Raw genomic sequence first — 15,960 nt, forward strand, 5'->3', positions numbered from 1 at the left:
CGGGGCTGCAATCACTGCGGATCTTTCAGAAACAGCGCCTGCAGATCGTTCAGGAAGGCCTGGCCAAGCGGTGTCGGCGCGATCTTTTCGTGGTCGCGCGTAATCAGCTTGCGCCGTTCCGCCTCCTGCAAAGCCGGTTCGATGGAGGTCATCGAGAGCCCTGTGCGCTCGATAAAGCGATGCACAGGAAACCCTTCCACCAGCCGCAGCGCGTTCAGCATGAACTCGAACGGCAGATCGCGCGGCCCGACCTCGTTCTCTTCCTGCACTGCCGTGCCGGCCAATGCCTGCTCGATGAAGGTGGTCGGATGCTTGTAGCGCACCTGACGCAGCACGCGGTTCGGAAACGACAGTTTGGTATGCGCGCCCGCGCCGATGCCGAGATAGTCGCCAAAGCGCCAGTAATTCAGATTGTGCTTGCTCTGCCGATGCGGCTGCGCATACGCGGACACCTCGTAGCGTTCGTAACCTGCGGCTGTCGTGCGTTCGTGAATCCAATCCTGCATGTCGGCGGACGCATCGTCGTCTGGGAGCGCAGGCGGGAATTTCGCAAACAGCGTGTTCGGTTCCAGCGTCAGGTGATACAGCGACAAATGCGGCGGCGCGAACGACAACGCCGTCTCCACATCAGCCTGACACTCCGCGAGCGTCTGCTGCGGCAGCGCGAACATCAGATCGAGGTTGAAGTTGTCGAACGTGTTCGCGGCCACTTCGACCGCGTGGCGCGCCTGCGTCGCGTCGTGAATCCGGCCGAGCGCCTTCAGATGCGCTTCATTGAAACTCTGGATGCCCACCGACAGGCGATTCACGCCGCTCGCGCGAAACTGCGCGAACTTGGCGGCCTCGAAAGTACCTGGGTTCGCTTCGAGCGTGATTTCCGCGTCGGCGTCGAGCGGCAGCAGCGCACGCACGTCGGACAGCATGCGGTCGAGCCCGGCCGCAGACAGCAAGCTGGGCGTGCCGCCGCCGATAAACACAGTATGCACCTGGCGCCCCCACACGAGCGGCAACGCCATCTCGAGATCGGCGCGCAGCGCGTCGAGATACTCGGTCTCCGGAAACGTGTCGCCTTTCCATTCGTGCGAGTTGAAATCGCAGTACGGGCATTTGCGCACGCACCAGGGAAAGTGCACGTACAACGCCAAGGGCGGCAACGACGTCAGGCGAATGCTGCCCGGCGACGTGAAGGCCTTGATGACGCCGTTGCCGATATCGGCAGGCGCCGGTTTGATCGGAATCACGCTTCCTCCGTCAAACGCGCGAGCAGGTGGCGCAAGGCAATCGCGCGATGGCTGCTGGCGTTCTTCACCGCCGGTTCGAGTTCCGCGGCGCTCGCATTCAGCGACGGCAGGAAGAAGTACGGGTCATAGCCGAAGCCATGCGCGCCGCGCGGTGCATCCAGCATTTCGCCATGCCAGCGGCCTTCGGCGATCAGCGGTTCGGGATCGTCCGCATGACGCACGAGCGCCAGCACGCAGTAGTAATACGCGCGCCGATCGGTTTCACCTTGCAAGGCTGAAACGAGCTGCGCGTTGTTCGCTGCATCGCTCTTTTCACCGCCGGCGAGTTGCGCGTAGCGCGCCGAATAAACGCCGGGTGCGCCGCGCAGCGCGCGCACGCACAAGCCGGAATCGTCGGCGAGGGCGGGCAGGCCGGTGAGCTTCGCCGCGTGACGCGCCTTGGTCAGCGCGTTTTCGACGAAAGTCGGATGCGGCTCTTCCGCTTCCGGCACGTTCAACTCGCCTTGCGGAATCAGCTCGATGCCGGCCGCGCCGAGCAGCGCCGCGAACTCGCGCAGCTTGCCCGCGTTGTTCGACGCCAGCACGACTTTCTTCAGCGGCGAGTCAGACGCAACAGCGCCGTTGCCTTGACGAACTTCACTCACTCTTTTGCTCCAACGCTGCTTTCTGCTTCGCGATCAGCGTGTTGATGCCGTCGCTTGCCAGATCGAGCAGCGAATTCATTTCGTCGCGCGAGAAAGGCACGCCTTCGGCCGTGCCCTGAATTTCGACGAAGCCGCCCGCGCCCGTCATCACCACATTCATGTCGGTGTCGCATTGCGAATCTTCGTCGTAGTCGAGATCCAGCACCGGCAGACCGTCGTACACGCCGACCGAAATCGCCGCGACGTAATCGGTAATCGGCGAGCTTTCGATGCGGCCCGTAGCCAGCAATTTGGCCACCGCGTCATGCGCCGCCACGAATGCGCCCGTGATGCTGGCCGTGCGCGTGCCGCCGTCGGCCTGGATCACGTCGCAATCGATATGCAGCGTACGCGCGCCGAGCTTCTCGAGATCGAACACCGAGCGCAGGGCGCGGCCGATCAGGCGCTGGATTTCCTGGGTGCGGCCGGTTTGCTTGCCGCGTGCGGCTTCGCGGTCGCTGCGGGTATGCGTGGCGCGCGGCAGCATGCCGTATTCGGCGGTCAGCCAGCCCTGGCCGCGGTCGCGCAGAAACGACGGCACGCTCTCGGCAATGCTCGCCGTGCAGATGACCTTGGTGTCGCCGAATTCGACCAGCACGGAGCCCTCCGCATGCTTCGTGTAGTGGCGCGTGATGCGCACGTCGCGTAGCTGATTGGCCTGGCGGCCGCTGGGGCGTTGGGTGTTGTCGGTCATGTTGGGATTGGTCTGGAAGAAAAGCAGGAGGGAAACCGCGATTTTACCGCCGATCGCGTCGGGCGCGGCGCGGCCGGTCGATCGCACGGCCGCCCGCGTGTGCCGGGGCTTTGCGCGGGGTAGCACTTCGCGCGCGGCGGCGCGCGCGTTACCCGGCTGCCGCCCGCGTACGAAGGGGCCTCGTCGGTAAAAATGGGATAATGCGGATTCTCCGCCCCGCGTCTCGTACACGCCGGGCGATTCGACTCTTCGGCCATCGTCAAACGCATGGCCACAATCGCGAGAAATACGATGATCTACAGCATGACTGGCTATGCGAGCGCCACGCGCGAACTCGTCCCGGCCTCAGGCACAGGCGGCGTGAGCGTATCGGTCGAACTGCGCACGGTGAACTCGCGCTTTCTCGATCTGAACTTCCGGATGCCGGAAGACGTGCGCGTCTGCGAACCGACGTTGCGCGAAATGCTGATGAACAAGCTCTCGCGCGGCAAGGTCGACATCCGTATCAACCTGCAACGCAGCGAACAGTCGGCTAACGCGGGCTCGGTCAATCGCGATGCGCTGACGCAACTCGCGCTGCTCGAGCGCACGGTGTTGTCGACGTTCCCGGAAGCAGGGCGCCTGCGCACCGGAGAAATTCTGCGCTGGCCGGGGGTGCTGGCCGAAACCGGCGTGGCGCCGGACGTGCTGCGCGATGCGGTGCTCGCATGCGGCAAGCAGGCGATTACCGATCTGATCGACGTGCGTGCGCGCGAAGGCGCGCAACTGGCAACGGTGCTGCTCGCCAACGTCACTGAAATGGAAACGATCGTCACGAAGATCACGCCGCTCGTGCCGGAGTTGATCGCCAAGCATCAGCAGAAGATCGTCGAACGTCTGCAGGAAGCGCTGGGTATCGCCGCGCCCGACACGACGGCAACGAGCGTCTCGCGCGAAGAAATCAACGAACGGATTCGCCAGGAAGTGACGATGTACGGCATCCGCATCGACATCGCCGAAGAACTGTCGCGCCTCACGGCTCACCTGAACGAAACGCGTCACGTGATCGAGAAGGGCGGCAAGGTCGGCAAGCGGCTCGACTTCATGATGCAGGAACTGAATCGCGAAGCGAACACGCTCGGCTCGAAGGCGGCGGCGAAGGAACTGGCCGATTCGTCGATGACCCTGAAGCTGCTCATCGAACAGATGCGCGAGCAAGTACAGAATCTGGAGTAAGGCAGGAGCCTCGATAACATGACCGACCACACACGCGAAACCAGCGCACCGCGCAACCCTTACGCCGGTGCTTATCCCGGCAACCTGTTCATGGTGGTCGCGCCTTCGGGCGCGGGCAAGTCGACGCTCGTGAACGCGCTGCTCGCCGGCGACGAAGCGATCCGTCTGTCGATTTCGTACACGACGCGCCCGCCGCGTCCGAAGGAACAGGACGGCGAGCACTATCACTTCACGAAGGTCGACGATTTCCTGACGCGTCACGCGGCCGGCGAGTTTCTGGAAAGCGCGGAAGTGCACGGTAACTACTACGCGACCTCGCGCGTGTGGATCGAAGAGCAGATGAAAAGCGGGCATGACGTGCTGCTCGAAATCGACTGGCAAGGCGCGCAGCAGGTAAAGAAACAGTTTCACAACGCCGTTGAAATTTTCATCTTGCCGCCGTCTCTCGATGCGCTCGAAGAGCGTTTGAAAAAGCGCGGCCAGGACGAGCCGAACGTGATCACGCGCCGTCTGCTCGCAGCCGGCAGCGAGATGGCGCACGCGGCCGAAGCGGAGTATGTCGTGATCAACGACAACTTCGATCGCGCGCTCGGCGAACTGCGCTGCCTCGTGGCGGCGACGCGTTCGCGCTTCGCCTCGCAATACGCGCGTCACACGCAGCTTTTCGTGCAACTCGGCATTCACCTGCCACACGCGTGAACGCGGCGGCATATTGAGCACATAAGGTAGAATAAGCAACATCAATTAACGCCCCCAGACCCGTCGCTTCGCGCCGGCCCCCCCGAGGGCAACAAGAAGACTTGGGGCGGCCCAGCGTTTTCTGGAAAGAAGGAACCCAACATGGCCCGCATTACCGTCGAAGACTGCCTCAAACAGATTCCGAACCGTTTCGAACTCGCGCTTGCCGCGACCTATCGCGCGCGTCAGCTCGCACAAGGTCACACGCCGAAGATCGAAAGCCGCGACAAGCCCACGGTCGTCGCATTGCGCGAAATCGCAGCTGGCCAGGTTGGCGTCGAAATGTTGAAGAAGGTGCCTGTTTAAGGCGCACGCTTCCGTTTTCGATTGCCCAGTTGCCATGTAATTGCATCAACGTACAGACCGGCGTCCAACCCTAACCGCTACGGAGGCGAAATTGAGTGCTACCCCGCCCACCGCCACGGAAGTGGAACACGACGCCGATTCTCCCTCGTCTGCACGGAAGTACATCGACGCGGTCCTCGAACAGTCGTTTCGCCATCTGTTCGGGCCGACCGCCACACCGGAGCAACCGCGCCGGCATGACGTCGTTTCGATTGCCAAGCTGACAGGCGTTCTGTCCGGCTATCTTCAGCCGGAAGAAATCAAGGACATCAAGGCAGCTTTCCATTTCAGCGACGAAGCCCACCTTGGTCAGTATCGCCAGAGCGGCGAGCCCTACATCACCCATCCTGTCGCCGTCGCGGAAATCTGCGCCGGCTGGAATCTCGACGCCCAGTCGATCATGGCGGCGCTGCTGCATGACGTGATGGAAGACCAGGGCGTGACCAAGGCCGAACTCGCCGAGCGATTCGGCGCGAAGGTCGCGGAACTGGTCGACGGCTTGTCGAAGTTGGACAAGATGGAGTTTCGCAATCGCGAAGAGGCGCAGGCGGAAAACTTCCGCAAGATGCTCCTCGCGATGGCGCGCGACGTCCGCGTGATTCTGGTCAAGCTCGCCGACCGGCTGCACAATATGCGCACGCTGGGTGCGGTGCCGCATGAAAAGCGCCGCCGCGTGGCGCGTGAGACGCTGGACATCTACGCGCCGATCGCCCACCGGCTTGGCCTGAACAATACCTATCGCGAGCTGCAGGACCTGAGCTTCGCGAACTTCAACCCGCATCGCTACGCCACGCTCGAAAAGGCCGTCAAGGCCGCGCGCGGCAACCGGCGTGAAGTGGTTGGCAAGATTCTGGAGTCGGTGCAGCGCGCGATTGCCGACGCGAAGCTCAACGCCGAAGTCACCGGCCGCGAGAAAACCATCTTCAGTATCTATAAGAAGATGCGCGACAAGCAGTTGTCGTTCTCGCAGGTGCTCGACGTGTACGGCTTCCGCGTGGTGGTCGAAAGTGCGCTGGAGTGCTACACCTGCATCGGCGCGCTGCATGCGCTCTACAAGCCGGTGCCGGGCAAGTTCAAGGATTACATCGCGATCCCGAAGGTGAACGGCTATCAATCGCTGCACACCACGCTGGTCGGCCCGTTTGGCGCGCCGATCGAGTTTCAGGTGCGCACGCGCAAGATGCACGAGATCGCCGAAGCGGGCGTCGCCGCACACTGGTTGTACAAGAACGGCGGCGCGGATCTGAACGACGTGCAAAAGCGCGCGCACCAGTGGCTCAAGTCGCTGCTCGACATTCAGAGCGAAGCGGGCGATTCGAGCGAATTCCTCGAGCACGTCAAGATCGATCTGTTCCCGGATGCGGTGTACGTGTTCACGCCGAAGTCGAAGATCATGGCACTGCCGCGCGGCGCCACCGCACTCGATTTCGCGTATTCGATCCACAGCGATCTGGGCAACCAGTGCGTCGCAGTGAAGATCAACAATGAACTCCTGCCGCTGCGCACCGAGCTGAAGAGCGGCGATATCGTCGAAGTCATTACGGCGCCCTATTCGAAGCCGAATCCGGCCTGGCTTGGATTCGTGCGCACCGGCAAGGCGCGTTCGGCGATCCGCCACTACCTGAAGACCATGCGTCTGAACGAGTCCGTGCAGCTCGGCGAGCGTCTCGTCGACCAGGCGCTGAAGGGCTACGGGCTGGCGCTGTCGGACGTCACGCCTGAAGCGTGGGAAAAGCTGGTGCAGTGGACGGGCAACAAGAACCGTCAGGAAATCTTCGCGGATATCGGTCTTGGCCGCCGTGTTGCCGCAGTCATGGCCAAGCGCATCGAAGTGCTGATGAGCGGCCGCGATGCGGACGACGACGGCTCGCGCGACGGCACAGCATCGCATGCGCCGCCGGTCGTGATCACTGGTACAGAAGGCATGTCGGTGCAACTGTCCGCGTGCTGCCGTCCGATTCCGGGCGACGACATCATGGGCTACATCGGCATCGGCCTCGGCATGGCGATCCACACCACGGACTGCCGCGTCGCGCAGCGTATCCACCGGCGCGATCCGGGCCGCTGGATCGATGTGGCGTGGGCGCCGCAGCCGGGACGTCTGTTCGACGTCGCGGTGAAGGTGCTGGTCAAGAACACCAAGGGCGTATTCGCCCGCGTGGCGGCCGACATCACATCGGCGGATGCGAACATCGTCCACATCGCGATGGACGAAGACCTGTCGCAGGAATCCACGGTGCTGCGTTTCGTGATCCAGGTCAGCGATCGCGTCCATCTCGCCAACGTCATGCGCCGCGTGCGTACGAATCCGGACGTGATGCGTATTGCGCGCGAGCGGCCGAGCGAGGAAGGGCATCACCGTCACGACGGCGGGATGCGGATCGACCGCGAGCGCGCGGATTACTGATCTGACGGCTGGCTGGGTCTGCTCGACCACGTTGGACGTCTGGTCGCCTCGGGCGGCTTCAGGCGGCTTTCGTTTGAATCTGAACGCACCTGCCCGCCAGCGAGTCTCACCGGAACTTCAGGGAGAACGCTTATGAACGTAGCTGACCTCACCGGCGTGGCGCTCGACTATTGGGTGGCCCGCAGCCTGCACGACTTCGTGCGCGAAATCTACTTTACCGACAGCGGCGAAACCGTCTCGATCCGAGGCAATGACCGTGGCCGCCCGTGGGATGGCCGTTTTACGCCGTCCACGTCATGGGAAGCGGCCGCGGCGGTGCTGGAGCGCGCGCAGCGGCTGGAGGTGCGTGAGCGGACCGATCATGGCGCGGCACATTGCATCGCTGAGTTCGAGGGCGGCCATCGAACCGTGGAAGGGCGGGGAGACTCGTTACGGGTTGCGCTGCTGCGGGCGTTTGTTGAAAGCCGTTTCGGCGATAGCGTGGGTGAGGTATTGCGGCAGGCGCAGGCTGTGACTGGCGAGCGCGCGGCGCTGATCGGCGAGGAATCGGCGGAAAGTTCGTTCGTGGATGTGCCGAGTCCCGATGGGCAGATCGGTGATATTCAGTCGATACCGCGATAGCTGCGGTGACGCTGCCAAGGCCTGGGCCCTGGCAGAGTGGACCGGTTGAGCAGAACCGGTCACGTAAAAAACAAAGGGCCTTCCGATCGGAAGGCCCTTCATAGGTGGTGCGGCTGGCAGGATTCGAACCCACGACCCCTTGGTTCGTAGCCAAGTACTCTATCCAACTGAGCTACAGCCGCACGCTAAACAGGTGACGCTAAATACGATGATACTGCAATGAGGCTCGGTAAAACGTAAGGGCCTCCCCGGAGGGAGGCCCTCGAATAAGTGGTGCGGCTGGCAGGATTCGAACCCACGACCCCTTGGTTCGTAGCCAAGTACTCTATCCAACTGAGCTACAGCCGCACGCAGAAACGAGATTATAGCAAAGGTTTTCAAAAAGGGAAGCATGTAACTGCGATTTGTCTCATTGCCCTGATCGTGTACCCTTGATAGGCAGTCGCTTGCTGCAGTTAACGGACCATCATGAACAAGGCCTTTGTCAAAGAGTCGAGTGAAGAGAATGACGACGATCTCGACGTCGCCCAGCCCGAAATCCCCCCGGGTACGAAAAACTACATCACGCCCGCCGGCTACCGGCGGATGCGCGACGAACTGCTGCATCTGATCGATGTCGAGCGGCCGGAGGTGGTCAGACTGGTGTCGTGGGCGGCCTCGAACGGCGACCGCTCGGAAAACGGCGACTACATCTATGGCAAACGCCGTCTGCGAGAAATCGATCGGCGGATCCGCTTTCTGACCAAGCGCCTCGACATCGCTGAAATAGTCGACAGCAGCAAACAGGAAAACGTCGATCAGGTGTTCTTCGGCGCGACTGTCGAATATGCGACGGAAGACGGCGAGGTGCATACGCTGACGGTTGTTGGCGTCGATGAGGTCGACCTGGATGTCGGCCACGTGAGCTGGATCTCGCCGATCGCGCGAGCGCTGCTCAAGGCCAAAATTGGCGATACGGTGACCTTGTACACGCCCGCCGGCCCACAGCCGATCGACATCCTGGACGTCAAGTATCCGCTGCCTGATACCGGCGGCGGTGCAGCATAAAAAAAGGCGCCGCGAACGGCGCCTTCGATGCTGCGGATGTTGCCGGCCGCTTTAGAAGCGGTGACGCAGACCAGCGGTCACAGCGACTTGGCTGTTCGTCGACGACGCCGCACCCAGGCCATTGATGTTTGCAACCAGGCCCGAGCCTTCGTTGACGCGCTGATACTCACCCTGCAGGTACACGTCCGTGCGCTTCGACAGCGCGTAGTCCGTTTGCAGGTTGAACTGGTTGTAGTTCGGGCGCACACCGTTCAGGCTGGCGCGCGTGTAGGTGTACGAACCCGCCACGCTCACTGCCGGCGTGAGGGCATAGCGGCCGTTCACTTCGAAGTTCTGGAAGTGAGCGCTGTTGCTCGGCAGGGAGACGGCAGCCGAGGTACCCCCTGCAGCTGAGCTGATGCTGGTCAGGCCGGTCAGGTTGGTTTGCGTGTACAGGAGGCCAGCCGTTGCCGGGCCGAACGTGTAGTTCGCGCCTGCCCCCCAGGTTTGCTGACGCTTTGCTCCGAACGTGAAGTCGTCCGACACTGCGCCGCCGGTATTCGCCGTGCCGCTGCCGTTCAACTGCATGAACGCAGCTGCGACGTTCAGGCCACCCCAGTTATACGTTCCACCAACGCTGTATGCGCGGTTGTTCGCAAATCCGCCAGCCTGGTTCGAGAAGCCGTACATGGCGCCGCCCTTGAAGCCGCCGTAGTTCACGCTGGTGTACTTGACCGAGTTGTTGACGCGGAACGAGTTGTTCAGGTTGTCGTTATCGAACGGGTGGGCGAACTGCGTGCCGCCGTATTGCGTGCCCGTCAGGGACAGCGGGCCGACGTAGTCCACCATGCTGTCGTATTGACGACCGAGGGTCACGGCGCCGAACTGGTCGCTCGACAGGCCGACGAACGCTTGACGGCCGAATTCACGGCCACCTTGCTTCAGCGTGCCGTTGTTGATGCCGAAACCGTTTTCCAACGTGAAGATGGCCTTGAGACCGCCACCGAGGTCTTCAGAGCCACGCAAGCCCCAACGGCTGCCGTTCACTGAACCGCTGGTTTCTTGCCAATTGCTGTGGCCGTGCTGGTTATTGGTATAGGTGATGCCGGCATCGATCAAGCCATACAGCGTGACGCTGCTCTGGGCATGTGCTGCCGTTGCAAAAACGCCCGTGAGGGCCGCGACCATGAGAGTCTTTTTCATCTTGTAACTCCGAGAGCTAGAGTGGGCGTTGAACCCAGGCTTAAGGAGACCATCACGCGGGCGCTGCGAGAGGCGAAATCCGCATGAGAAGCGCGCTGTACGCCACGCGCGCCGGTTTCCGGTTACGCAGAGTGTAGAGAGACGCTCGCAAAGCGGATGTTCCGATTTCCACAATAAAGTATTACTGGATATGAAACGATAGGCGAATAGCGTTTAAGCCTTGCTGATAAAGGCTTGCAGCGCTATTGAGGGGGGCGTGAGAGGTGAGTCAACTGAATTGCGTTGCACATTCGCTACAGTAATCGATGCAAAAAAACAACGCGATAAATCGTAAAAAAGGATTGTTGTCGCTATAGCAATAGATGGTTGTCGATTATGCGAATAATCGATCTCGACTAAGCCGTTATACTGAAATCTCTGCTTTCCGAAGCAGACTTTTTCGTTGACGAAAAAGATCTCCAAACCTTTGTCGGCGCGACTTCCCAGTCGCGCTTTTTTTTTGCCTTCCGGTTGCGGATTCGCGGACGTTAGTCAGTGCGCCGGCGCAGCACCGTCCACATCACTCCAGTCGGTTGTCACCGAGACGCTCCAGTCTTCCATCACATAGCGGCGTGCATCCATGGGGGACGAGAGCAGATTTTGCCAGTGATCCCCATGCCACATGGGATCGACCTCGAAGGCCGAGGGTGATGGAGCGACCGGCTCGGATTGCGAGGGAACTGTCTTTGCGTGGGATTGGGTGAACCAGGCGATGAAGCGACGGAATTCATTGAACAGCATGGCAATCTCCTGACGCGCATTACTTCGCGCTACTGATTTCCATGATGCTGGCATGAGTGCGGCGCAACAACTCGGACAAACACTTACTAAAAACATCTTCTGTTACATGTTTTCGTGGGTATGCCGAAATTTTTTCCGATATCGGTTGTGCCCGATATCGAGTGAGTAATATTGACGTGAAAAGCGATTCTGTTTTCGCTGAATATGCGGTCGGAATTCGTCGATTCATTTGGCATTGACTTATCGCGCCGCATGCTAAGTGAATATGAAAAATTCGCTTGACGTTGTTTCTTCGTTCCCCGTATAACAGCAAAGCTGAATTTCAATTGCCAGATATGAAAGTGCCGAAGGCTTCAGAAATGCCCGATCGCAGATGAAATGGCCATGAAATGCAGTTTGAGGGCAATGCCCCGATTTTGATAAATCCTCGAGGGAAACTGGAATATGGAAACTGGTATCGTCAAATGGTTCAACGATGCTAAGGGCTTTGGCTTCATTACATCGGATTCGGGTGGCGAAGACCTGTTCGCGCACTTTTCGGAGATCCGCACCGAAGGCTTCAAGTCGTTGAAGGAAAGCCAGCGCGTCTCCTTCGAGGTCAAGGCCGGCCCGAAGGGCAAGCAAGCGGCGAACATTCAACCGCTGTAAGCCGCACCGCGCTGCTCCGCGTATGTCGCCGGGCAGCCTGATCGCCGGAAAGCCTTCGCACGACGCGAAGGCTTTTTTATGGGCATTCGTTATTATCATCGCGGCATAAACGATTAACTACCTGGTTCGAATTAATCTGGAGAAGATCGGGGGCGTAAAATTGAGCCCTGGAATCTAAAATCGACATCATAGAAATATAATAATTAACAGCTTTATGAGCGAATCGCAGGTCGTGCCGGAATCCAGTCTTTGTGCCGCACGGCGACAAGGGCAAAGCAATACTGGCTGGGTGCGCGGCGGCTAACTGGTGCATACTTGCCGCAAAGCCACGCGTCCAAAGTATCCCTTTCCATGTCTGAACAGTTTCTGCCGCAACCGGCCCTAGATGTGCCAATCGTCTTCGTCGACCTTGAAACCACCGGCGGCTCGACCAGTGAGCATCGCATTACCGAAGTCGGCGTGGTTGAAATAGGACCGGCCGGCGTGTCGCGTTGGAGCAGCCTGGTCGACCCTCAGCAACCGATTCCTTCCTTCATTCAGCAGCTCACCGGCATCACGAATGCGATGGTGCGAGGCGCGCCTACTTTCGACGTCATTGCGCCGGCATTGTTCGAGCGCCTGAACGGCAAACTGTTCGTCGCGCACAACGCCAGTTTCGATCGCGGTTTTCTGCGTGGGGAGTTTCGCCGGGCCGGACTAGCGTTCGATCCGGATGTGTTGTGTACCGTGCGCCTGTCACGCGCGTTGTTTCCGGCGGAAAAGCGCCATGGGCTCGATGCATTGGTGGAGCGTCATGGTCTCGTCCCGTCCGATCGTCACCGCGCACTTGCGGACGCCGATCTGATCTGGCAGTTCTGGCAACGTCTGCATGGCGGTCTCGTGCCACCGGACGTTTTGCAGGCGCAGATCGAGCGAACTACGCGGCGCTACCGGCTTGCAGGCGACATCACCGAAGATCTGCTCGACACGGCGCCAGCCGGATGCGGTGTCTACGCGTTCTATGGAGAAGGCGACCTGCCGCTCTATGTTGGGCGAAGCGTGCGTGTGCGTCAGCGGCTGCGTTCTCACTTGACGGGGGAGCGGCGGTCGTCGAAGGACGTGAGGCTCGCGCAACAAGTACGGCGTGTCGAGTGGCTCGCGACCGGTGGCGAGCTGGGCGCCATGCTCGCGGAGGCGCAATGGATCGCGACGCTGCGTCCCGGCCATAACCGGGTGCCGCGCGTCTTGAAGAGCGATCCCGTGGATGCGCCGTGGCCGTTCGAAGGTCCGATCGTGTTTGAGGAGCGTGAAGAAGCGTCGCACGCGCGTGCCTTTCATGTCGTCGACCGGTGGCGTTACCTTGGGCATGCGCCTTCGCTCGCCCAGGCGGCCGCGCTGCATGCTTCGAGCGAGGGTGGACCGTTCGAACTGTCGACCTATCGTCTTCTGCAAAGCCATCTGGCGCGCGGCTTGCGCGTGATGCCCTTGAGCGTCTCGAGCGGCACGCCTGTGCCGAGTCTGGCTTAACGCGAGTTTCGTGCGACAACCCGCTCATCAGGGCGGGTTCAATCCGCACCTGAGAGCGTTGGACCGATCGGAGTCTCAGACTCCGTTCGACCGCACCAACCGATCATCCCGTCGCACCGACTCCACCCGCTTCGCACACATGACCGAGAGCGCGCGTCAACGCGCTCGAATGGGCCGAGTCATAGCGCGTCAGTGATTTCCAGTTAGCAAGCGATTGCGCCACGCGCGACGGACAATCCTGCGCTGTGCGCAGCGGTTGCACCCGTGCGAGTCCGGCCACGAGCGACTGCGTCAGCCGGTCCAACTCCGGCCTCGTGCTGGTGGCAAGGTCGGGCGCAGGGCCTTCGGGCGGCCGCGTGCTGCGCCAGGTGTCAAACAGCGCGTTTTGCACTTCCTTACTGGCGTCGATCTGATCCTGGAAGAAGGAGCGCGCAAACGCTGGATCGATGTTCGCTGCGACGGCGCGCTTTTCGACGTCGGCGAGCAACGCATTCTCGCGCGGTGTATCCGTAATCGCCTGGTGGTTCGCCCACTTCCAGCGCGCAACGGGTTCCGCGAGCGCGAGGCGCTGCGAAGCCAGTGCAATCAGGTTGGTGAGAGCGGTGTCGTCGCCATCCGCGACGGCAGGGGCGGGCGCGAGCGCAAGCGCCGTGAACAACGCGAGCGCGCATGACGCTCCAAAGCGATACGAGCGATTCATGGAAGGCGGGAGTGGCCGGTGGCCGCGGAAGAAAAAACAGAAGAATAGACGATGCGCGGATCAAGCGGGCGCGCTGAACGACTGAAAACAAGCTGCCGGGATATTTAAAGGCGCCCTAGGCGCCTATCAGAGACAGAGACAGAGACAGAGACAGAGACAGAGACAGAGACAGAGACAGAGACGAGCGCTCTCAGTGCGCCGGGCGAAATCAGCCGGGCGTCACAATCAAGCAGGCGTAACCCGCGTCGCGAAAGCGGCAAACGACAATCGTAGGGGCACGTAGCAACTTTCGCCGCGCGCCGGACGCGCGGACGCTGATGCTGCATCGCGCCACCGCACACTTACTTCGAGTCGCACGACTTACGTTGTTCGTCGAAAAATGCGCGAACGTGCTCAGGCAGTTCGGCACCCAGAAACTCGACGCCAGCGGGTTCCGGATCCGGGCTAAAAACTTTATCCGGGGTCGGAATCTTCGGTGGTTTGGCATCCATGATCTCTCTCCTTTACAAACCGATTATCTGCCTCGGTCCCCGTTTTGCACCAGTGTCCGATGCGGCTCACATGTTGTGTGTTGCTTTAACGGTACAGCCTTACATTGGAACGGAATGTTTGAATAGAATTTATCGGTTGACTGCGCAGAACTGAATTTGCAGCAGCCAATCAAAAACAGTCCGATATCTTCGCCATTCCCTTCCCAGCCTTGCCTCATGCGCCTTCCGCGCATTATCTCTGTTGCGTCACAGCACAGCCTGTTCGTACCCGTTGATATGAACAAATCGCGGCGATTTTTGTGCGCTGCCGCATCGGAAGGATTTTCTCCGCGTTAGTCCGAACGTTCGTTTATTACCGATTGGTTCAGCGCGCTCATTCAGCCCCCTAATTGTTTGTAAACGAACGATTGCGCGACTTCGTTGACGAACAGGAATACTTTCCTGAATATTTTTTGCAAATAAAAAGCGCCGCGCTCCAGACGAAGCGCGGCGCTCGCTGTGGACGATTTTTACGCGTTCGGCGCCGGAATTGTCACGGGCGCGGAGTAGGCCGCAGGTTTATCGGCGACTTCGACCTGGCCATGAATCCGCGCCTGATGACCGTCGGCAAACATGTAGTACGGGAATGGACGGGCCGGTTCCGAGACGGCGTCGAGACGCGCGATCAATTCCGGCGCGAGCGTGAAATCGAGCGAGCCGAGCGACTCCTGCAGCTGCTCGGGCCGGGTTGCGCCGACAATGATGCTCGACACGCCGCGCTTGTGATGCAGCCAGTTCAGCGCAACTTGCGCCATCGGCCGCTCCGCCAGATTCGCGACGGCCTCCAGTTCCGCGACGATGCGGAAGTTGCGCTCGGTCAGCTTGTCGAATCCCGGCGGCGGCGCGCTGGCCATGCTCGCAAGGCGCCCGTCGCCGGAAACAGCGCTCGCCGCTCCGCCTTGCGAAGGACGGTATTTGCCCGACAACACGCCCATACCCAGCGGACTCCACGGCACGAGCCCCATGCCCAGATTGGCGGCGAGATCGGCGAACTCGTTTTCGGCGTTGCGCTCGATCATCGAGTATTCGAGTTGCATCGCCGCGACCGGTTCGAAGCCGCGCCAGTCGGCAAGCGTCTGCGCCCGCCCGGCGAACCACGCGGGCGTATCCGACAGGCCGACGTAACGGATCTTGCCTGCGCGCACGGCGTCGTCCATCGCGCGCATTACTTCGTCCACCGGCGTGACGCGATCCCATGTGTGCAGGTAATACAGGTCGATGTAGTCGGTGCCCAGACGCTTGAGCGAGCCGTCGAGCGCGCGCAGCAGATTCTTGCGATGGTTGCCGCCCGCGTTCGGATTGCCGGTCTCGGCGTTGTAGCCGTACTTGGTGGCGATCACGAGCCGGTCGCGCAGACCGCGCGCCGCGACGAATTTGCCGAGCCATTTCTCACTGGTGCCTTCGGTGTACAGGTCCGCGGTGTCGACGAAGTTGCCGCCGGCATCCACGTACAGATCGAACAGGCGTTGCGCCGCTTGTTCGTCGGCGCCCCAGCCCCATTCGGTGCCGAAGGTCATCGTGCCGAGTGCGATCGGGCTCACGCGAAGGCCCGAGCGGCCGAGCAGGGTGTAGCGGTCCATCGTCATATCAGTCTCCTTGAGCGGTGAGGCGGGAAGCGTTGAA

The 15,960-nt window shown here is 60.9% G+C and carries 16 protein-coding genes and 2 tRNA genes; 8 read left to right on the plus strand and 10 right to left on the minus strand.

The window, feature by feature from the left end; all coding sequences use genetic code 11:
- Nucleotides 1-11: 11 nt before the first annotated feature.
- The 3 genes from hemW to rph are packed head-to-tail and all read right to left on the minus strand — an operon-like array spanning nucleotide 12 to nucleotide 2,618.
- A complete protein-coding gene (hemW, locus tag M0D67_RS05180; protein WP_168435657.1) occupies nucleotides 12-1,241 on the minus strand; it encodes a radical SAM family heme chaperone HemW in 1,230 nt (409 codons plus the stop codon).
- The gene (gene rdgB, locus M0D67_RS05185) at nucleotides 1,238-1,885 is read right to left on the minus strand and encodes an RdgB/HAM1 family non-canonical purine NTP pyrophosphatase (protein ID WP_168435658.1); all 648 of its coding nucleotides are present in this window, start codon (nucleotides 1,883-1,885) and stop codon (nucleotides 1,238-1,240) included. Before rdgB ends, hemW begins: the two co-directional genes overlap by 4 nt.
- The gene (gene rph, locus M0D67_RS05190; protein WP_054037414.1) at nucleotides 1,878-2,618 is read right to left on the minus strand and encodes a ribonuclease PH; all 741 of its coding nucleotides are present in this window, start codon (nucleotides 2,616-2,618) and stop codon (nucleotides 1,878-1,880) included. Before rph ends, rdgB begins: the two co-directional genes overlap by 8 nt.
- A 291-nt stretch (nucleotides 2,619-2,909) precedes the next feature.
- Here rph and M0D67_RS05195 point away from each other — a divergent pair, with 291 nt between their 5' ends.
- From M0D67_RS05195 to M0D67_RS05215, 5 genes are all read left to right on the plus strand, one after another.
- Entirely contained in the window at nucleotides 2,910-3,833 is a 924-nt protein-coding gene (locus M0D67_RS05195; RefSeq protein ID WP_154559926.1) for a YicC/YloC family endoribonuclease, read from the plus strand.
- An 18-nt stretch (nucleotides 3,834-3,851) separates the two neighbouring features.
- Entirely contained in the window at nucleotides 3,852-4,532 is a 681-nt protein-coding gene (gene gmk / locus M0D67_RS05200) for a guanylate kinase (RefSeq protein WP_154559927.1), read from the plus strand.
- 141 nt (nucleotides 4,533-4,673) lie between these two features.
- Nucleotides 4,674-4,877, plus strand: coding sequence for a DNA-directed RNA polymerase subunit omega (gene rpoZ / locus M0D67_RS05205; RefSeq protein WP_006025620.1), 204 nt, complete (start codon nucleotides 4,674-4,676; stop codon nucleotides 4,875-4,877).
- Between the two features lie 91 nt (nucleotides 4,878-4,968).
- Nucleotides 4,969-7,323 (plus strand): bifunctional (p)ppGpp synthetase/guanosine-3',5'-bis(diphosphate) 3'-pyrophosphohydrolase, encoded by a 2,355-nt coding sequence (locus tag M0D67_RS05210; RefSeq protein ID WP_154559928.1) that lies wholly within the window; start codon nucleotides 4,969-4,971, stop codon nucleotides 7,321-7,323.
- Between the two features lie 132 nt (nucleotides 7,324-7,455).
- Entirely contained in the window at nucleotides 7,456-7,944 is a 489-nt protein-coding gene (locus M0D67_RS05215; RefSeq protein WP_154559929.1) for a phage protein NinX family protein, read from the plus strand.
- Between the two features lie 105 nt (nucleotides 7,945-8,049).
- Here M0D67_RS05215 and M0D67_RS05220 read toward each other — a convergent pair.
- A tRNA-Arg gene (locus M0D67_RS05220) sits at nucleotides 8,050-8,126 on the minus strand.
- An 89-nt stretch (nucleotides 8,127-8,215) separates the two neighbouring features.
- A tRNA-Arg gene (locus M0D67_RS05225) sits at nucleotides 8,216-8,292 on the minus strand.
- A 120-nt stretch (nucleotides 8,293-8,412) separates the two neighbouring features.
- On the opposite strand from M0D67_RS05225, the gene greB reads away from it, so the two are divergent.
- Nucleotides 8,413-8,991 carry a transcription elongation factor GreB gene (greB, locus tag M0D67_RS05230; RefSeq protein ID WP_154559930.1) on the plus strand — a complete coding sequence of 193 codons (579 nt, stop codon included), beginning with the start codon at nucleotides 8,413-8,415 and terminating at the stop codon, nucleotides 8,989-8,991.
- A gap of 51 nt (nucleotides 8,992-9,042) precedes the next feature.
- Here the strand turns inward: greB and M0D67_RS05235 are convergent, their stop codons facing one another.
- Nucleotides 9,043-10,173, minus strand: a complete 1,131-nt coding sequence (locus tag M0D67_RS05235; RefSeq protein ID WP_154559931.1) for a porin — start codon at nucleotides 10,171-10,173, stop codon at nucleotides 9,043-9,045.
- A 531-nt stretch (nucleotides 10,174-10,704) separates the two neighbouring features.
- Complete coding sequence (locus M0D67_RS05240; protein ID WP_154559932.1) at nucleotides 10,705-10,953, minus strand: hypothetical protein; 249 nt, start codon at nucleotides 10,951-10,953, stop codon at nucleotides 10,705-10,707.
- A gap of 444 nt (nucleotides 10,954-11,397) precedes the next feature.
- Between M0D67_RS05240 and M0D67_RS05245 the strand changes: the two genes are divergently transcribed.
- Complete coding sequence (locus tag M0D67_RS05245; protein WP_054037310.1) at nucleotides 11,398-11,601, plus strand: cold-shock protein; 204 nt, start codon at nucleotides 11,398-11,400, stop codon at nucleotides 11,599-11,601.
- Between the two features lie 351 nt (nucleotides 11,602-11,952).
- Nucleotides 11,953-13,107 carry an exonuclease domain-containing protein gene (locus M0D67_RS05250; RefSeq protein ID WP_154559933.1) on the plus strand — a complete coding sequence of 385 codons (1,155 nt, stop codon included), beginning with the start codon at nucleotides 11,953-11,955 and terminating at the stop codon, nucleotides 13,105-13,107.
- A 103-nt stretch (nucleotides 13,108-13,210) separates the two neighbouring features.
- Here M0D67_RS05250 and M0D67_RS05255 read toward each other — a convergent pair whose 3' ends face one another.
- From M0D67_RS05255 to M0D67_RS05265, 3 genes are all read right to left on the minus strand, one after another.
- Nucleotides 13,211-13,807 carry a chorismate mutase gene (locus M0D67_RS05255; protein WP_266237613.1) on the minus strand — a complete coding sequence of 199 codons (597 nt, stop codon included), beginning with the start codon at nucleotides 13,805-13,807 and terminating at the stop codon, nucleotides 13,211-13,213.
- A gap of 341 nt (nucleotides 13,808-14,148) precedes the next feature.
- Nucleotides 14,149-14,298 (minus strand): hypothetical protein, encoded by a 150-nt coding sequence (locus M0D67_RS05260; RefSeq protein WP_028200145.1) that lies wholly within the window; start codon nucleotides 14,296-14,298, stop codon nucleotides 14,149-14,151.
- Between the two features lie 509 nt (nucleotides 14,299-14,807).
- A complete protein-coding gene (locus M0D67_RS05265) occupies nucleotides 14,808-15,923 on the minus strand; it encodes an aldo/keto reductase (protein WP_171927770.1) in 1,116 nt (371 codons plus the stop codon).
- Nucleotides 15,924-15,960 lie beyond the last annotated feature (37 nt).

The sequence above is a fragment of the Paraburkholderia sp. SECH4 genome (assembly GCF_030511745.1).
Taxonomy (GTDB): Bacteria; Pseudomonadota; Gammaproteobacteria; order Burkholderiales; family Burkholderiaceae; genus Paraburkholderia; species Paraburkholderia madseniana.

Bases quoted from the DNA above. Each gene is read 5' to 3' on its own strand.
- rph (WP_054037414.1), bottom strand. From the start codon at position 2,618: ATGACCGACAACACCCAACGCCCCAGCGGCCGCCAGGCCAATCAGCTA.
- M0D67_RS05195 (WP_154559926.1), top strand. From the start codon at position 2,910: ATGATCTACAGCATGACTGGCTATGCGAGCGCCACGCGCGAACTCGTC.
- gmk (WP_154559927.1), top strand. From the start codon at position 3,852: ATGACCGACCACACACGCGAAACCAGCGCACCGCGCAACCCTTACGCC.
- rpoZ (WP_006025620.1), top strand. From the start codon at position 4,674: ATGGCCCGCATTACCGTCGAAGACTGCCTCAAACAGATTCCGAACCGT.
- M0D67_RS05215 (WP_154559929.1), top strand. From the start codon at position 7,456: ATGAACGTAGCTGACCTCACCGGCGTGGCGCTCGACTATTGGGTGGCC.
- greB (WP_154559930.1), top strand. From the start codon at position 8,413: ATGAACAAGGCCTTTGTCAAAGAGTCGAGTGAAGAGAATGACGACGAT.
- M0D67_RS05235 (WP_154559931.1), bottom strand. From the start codon at position 10,173: ATGAAAAAGACTCTCATGGTCGCGGCCCTCACGGGCGTTTTTGCAACG.
- M0D67_RS05240 (WP_154559932.1), bottom strand. From the start codon at position 10,953: ATGCTGTTCAATGAATTCCGTCGCTTCATCGCCTGGTTCACCCAATCC.
- M0D67_RS05245 (WP_054037310.1), top strand. From the start codon at position 11,398: ATGGAAACTGGTATCGTCAAATGGTTCAACGATGCTAAGGGCTTTGGC.
- M0D67_RS05250 (WP_154559933.1), top strand. From the start codon at position 11,953: ATGTCTGAACAGTTTCTGCCGCAACCGGCCCTAGATGTGCCAATCGTC.
- M0D67_RS05255 (WP_266237613.1), bottom strand. From the start codon at position 13,807: ATGAATCGCTCGTATCGCTTTGGAGCGTCATGCGCGCTCGCGTTGTTC.
- M0D67_RS05260 (WP_028200145.1), bottom strand. From the start codon at position 14,298: ATGGATGCCAAACCACCGAAGATTCCGACCCCGGATAAAGTTTTTAGC.
- M0D67_RS05265 (WP_171927770.1), bottom strand. From the start codon at position 15,923: ATGACGATGGACCGCTACACCCTGCTCGGCCGCTCGGGCCTTCGCGTG.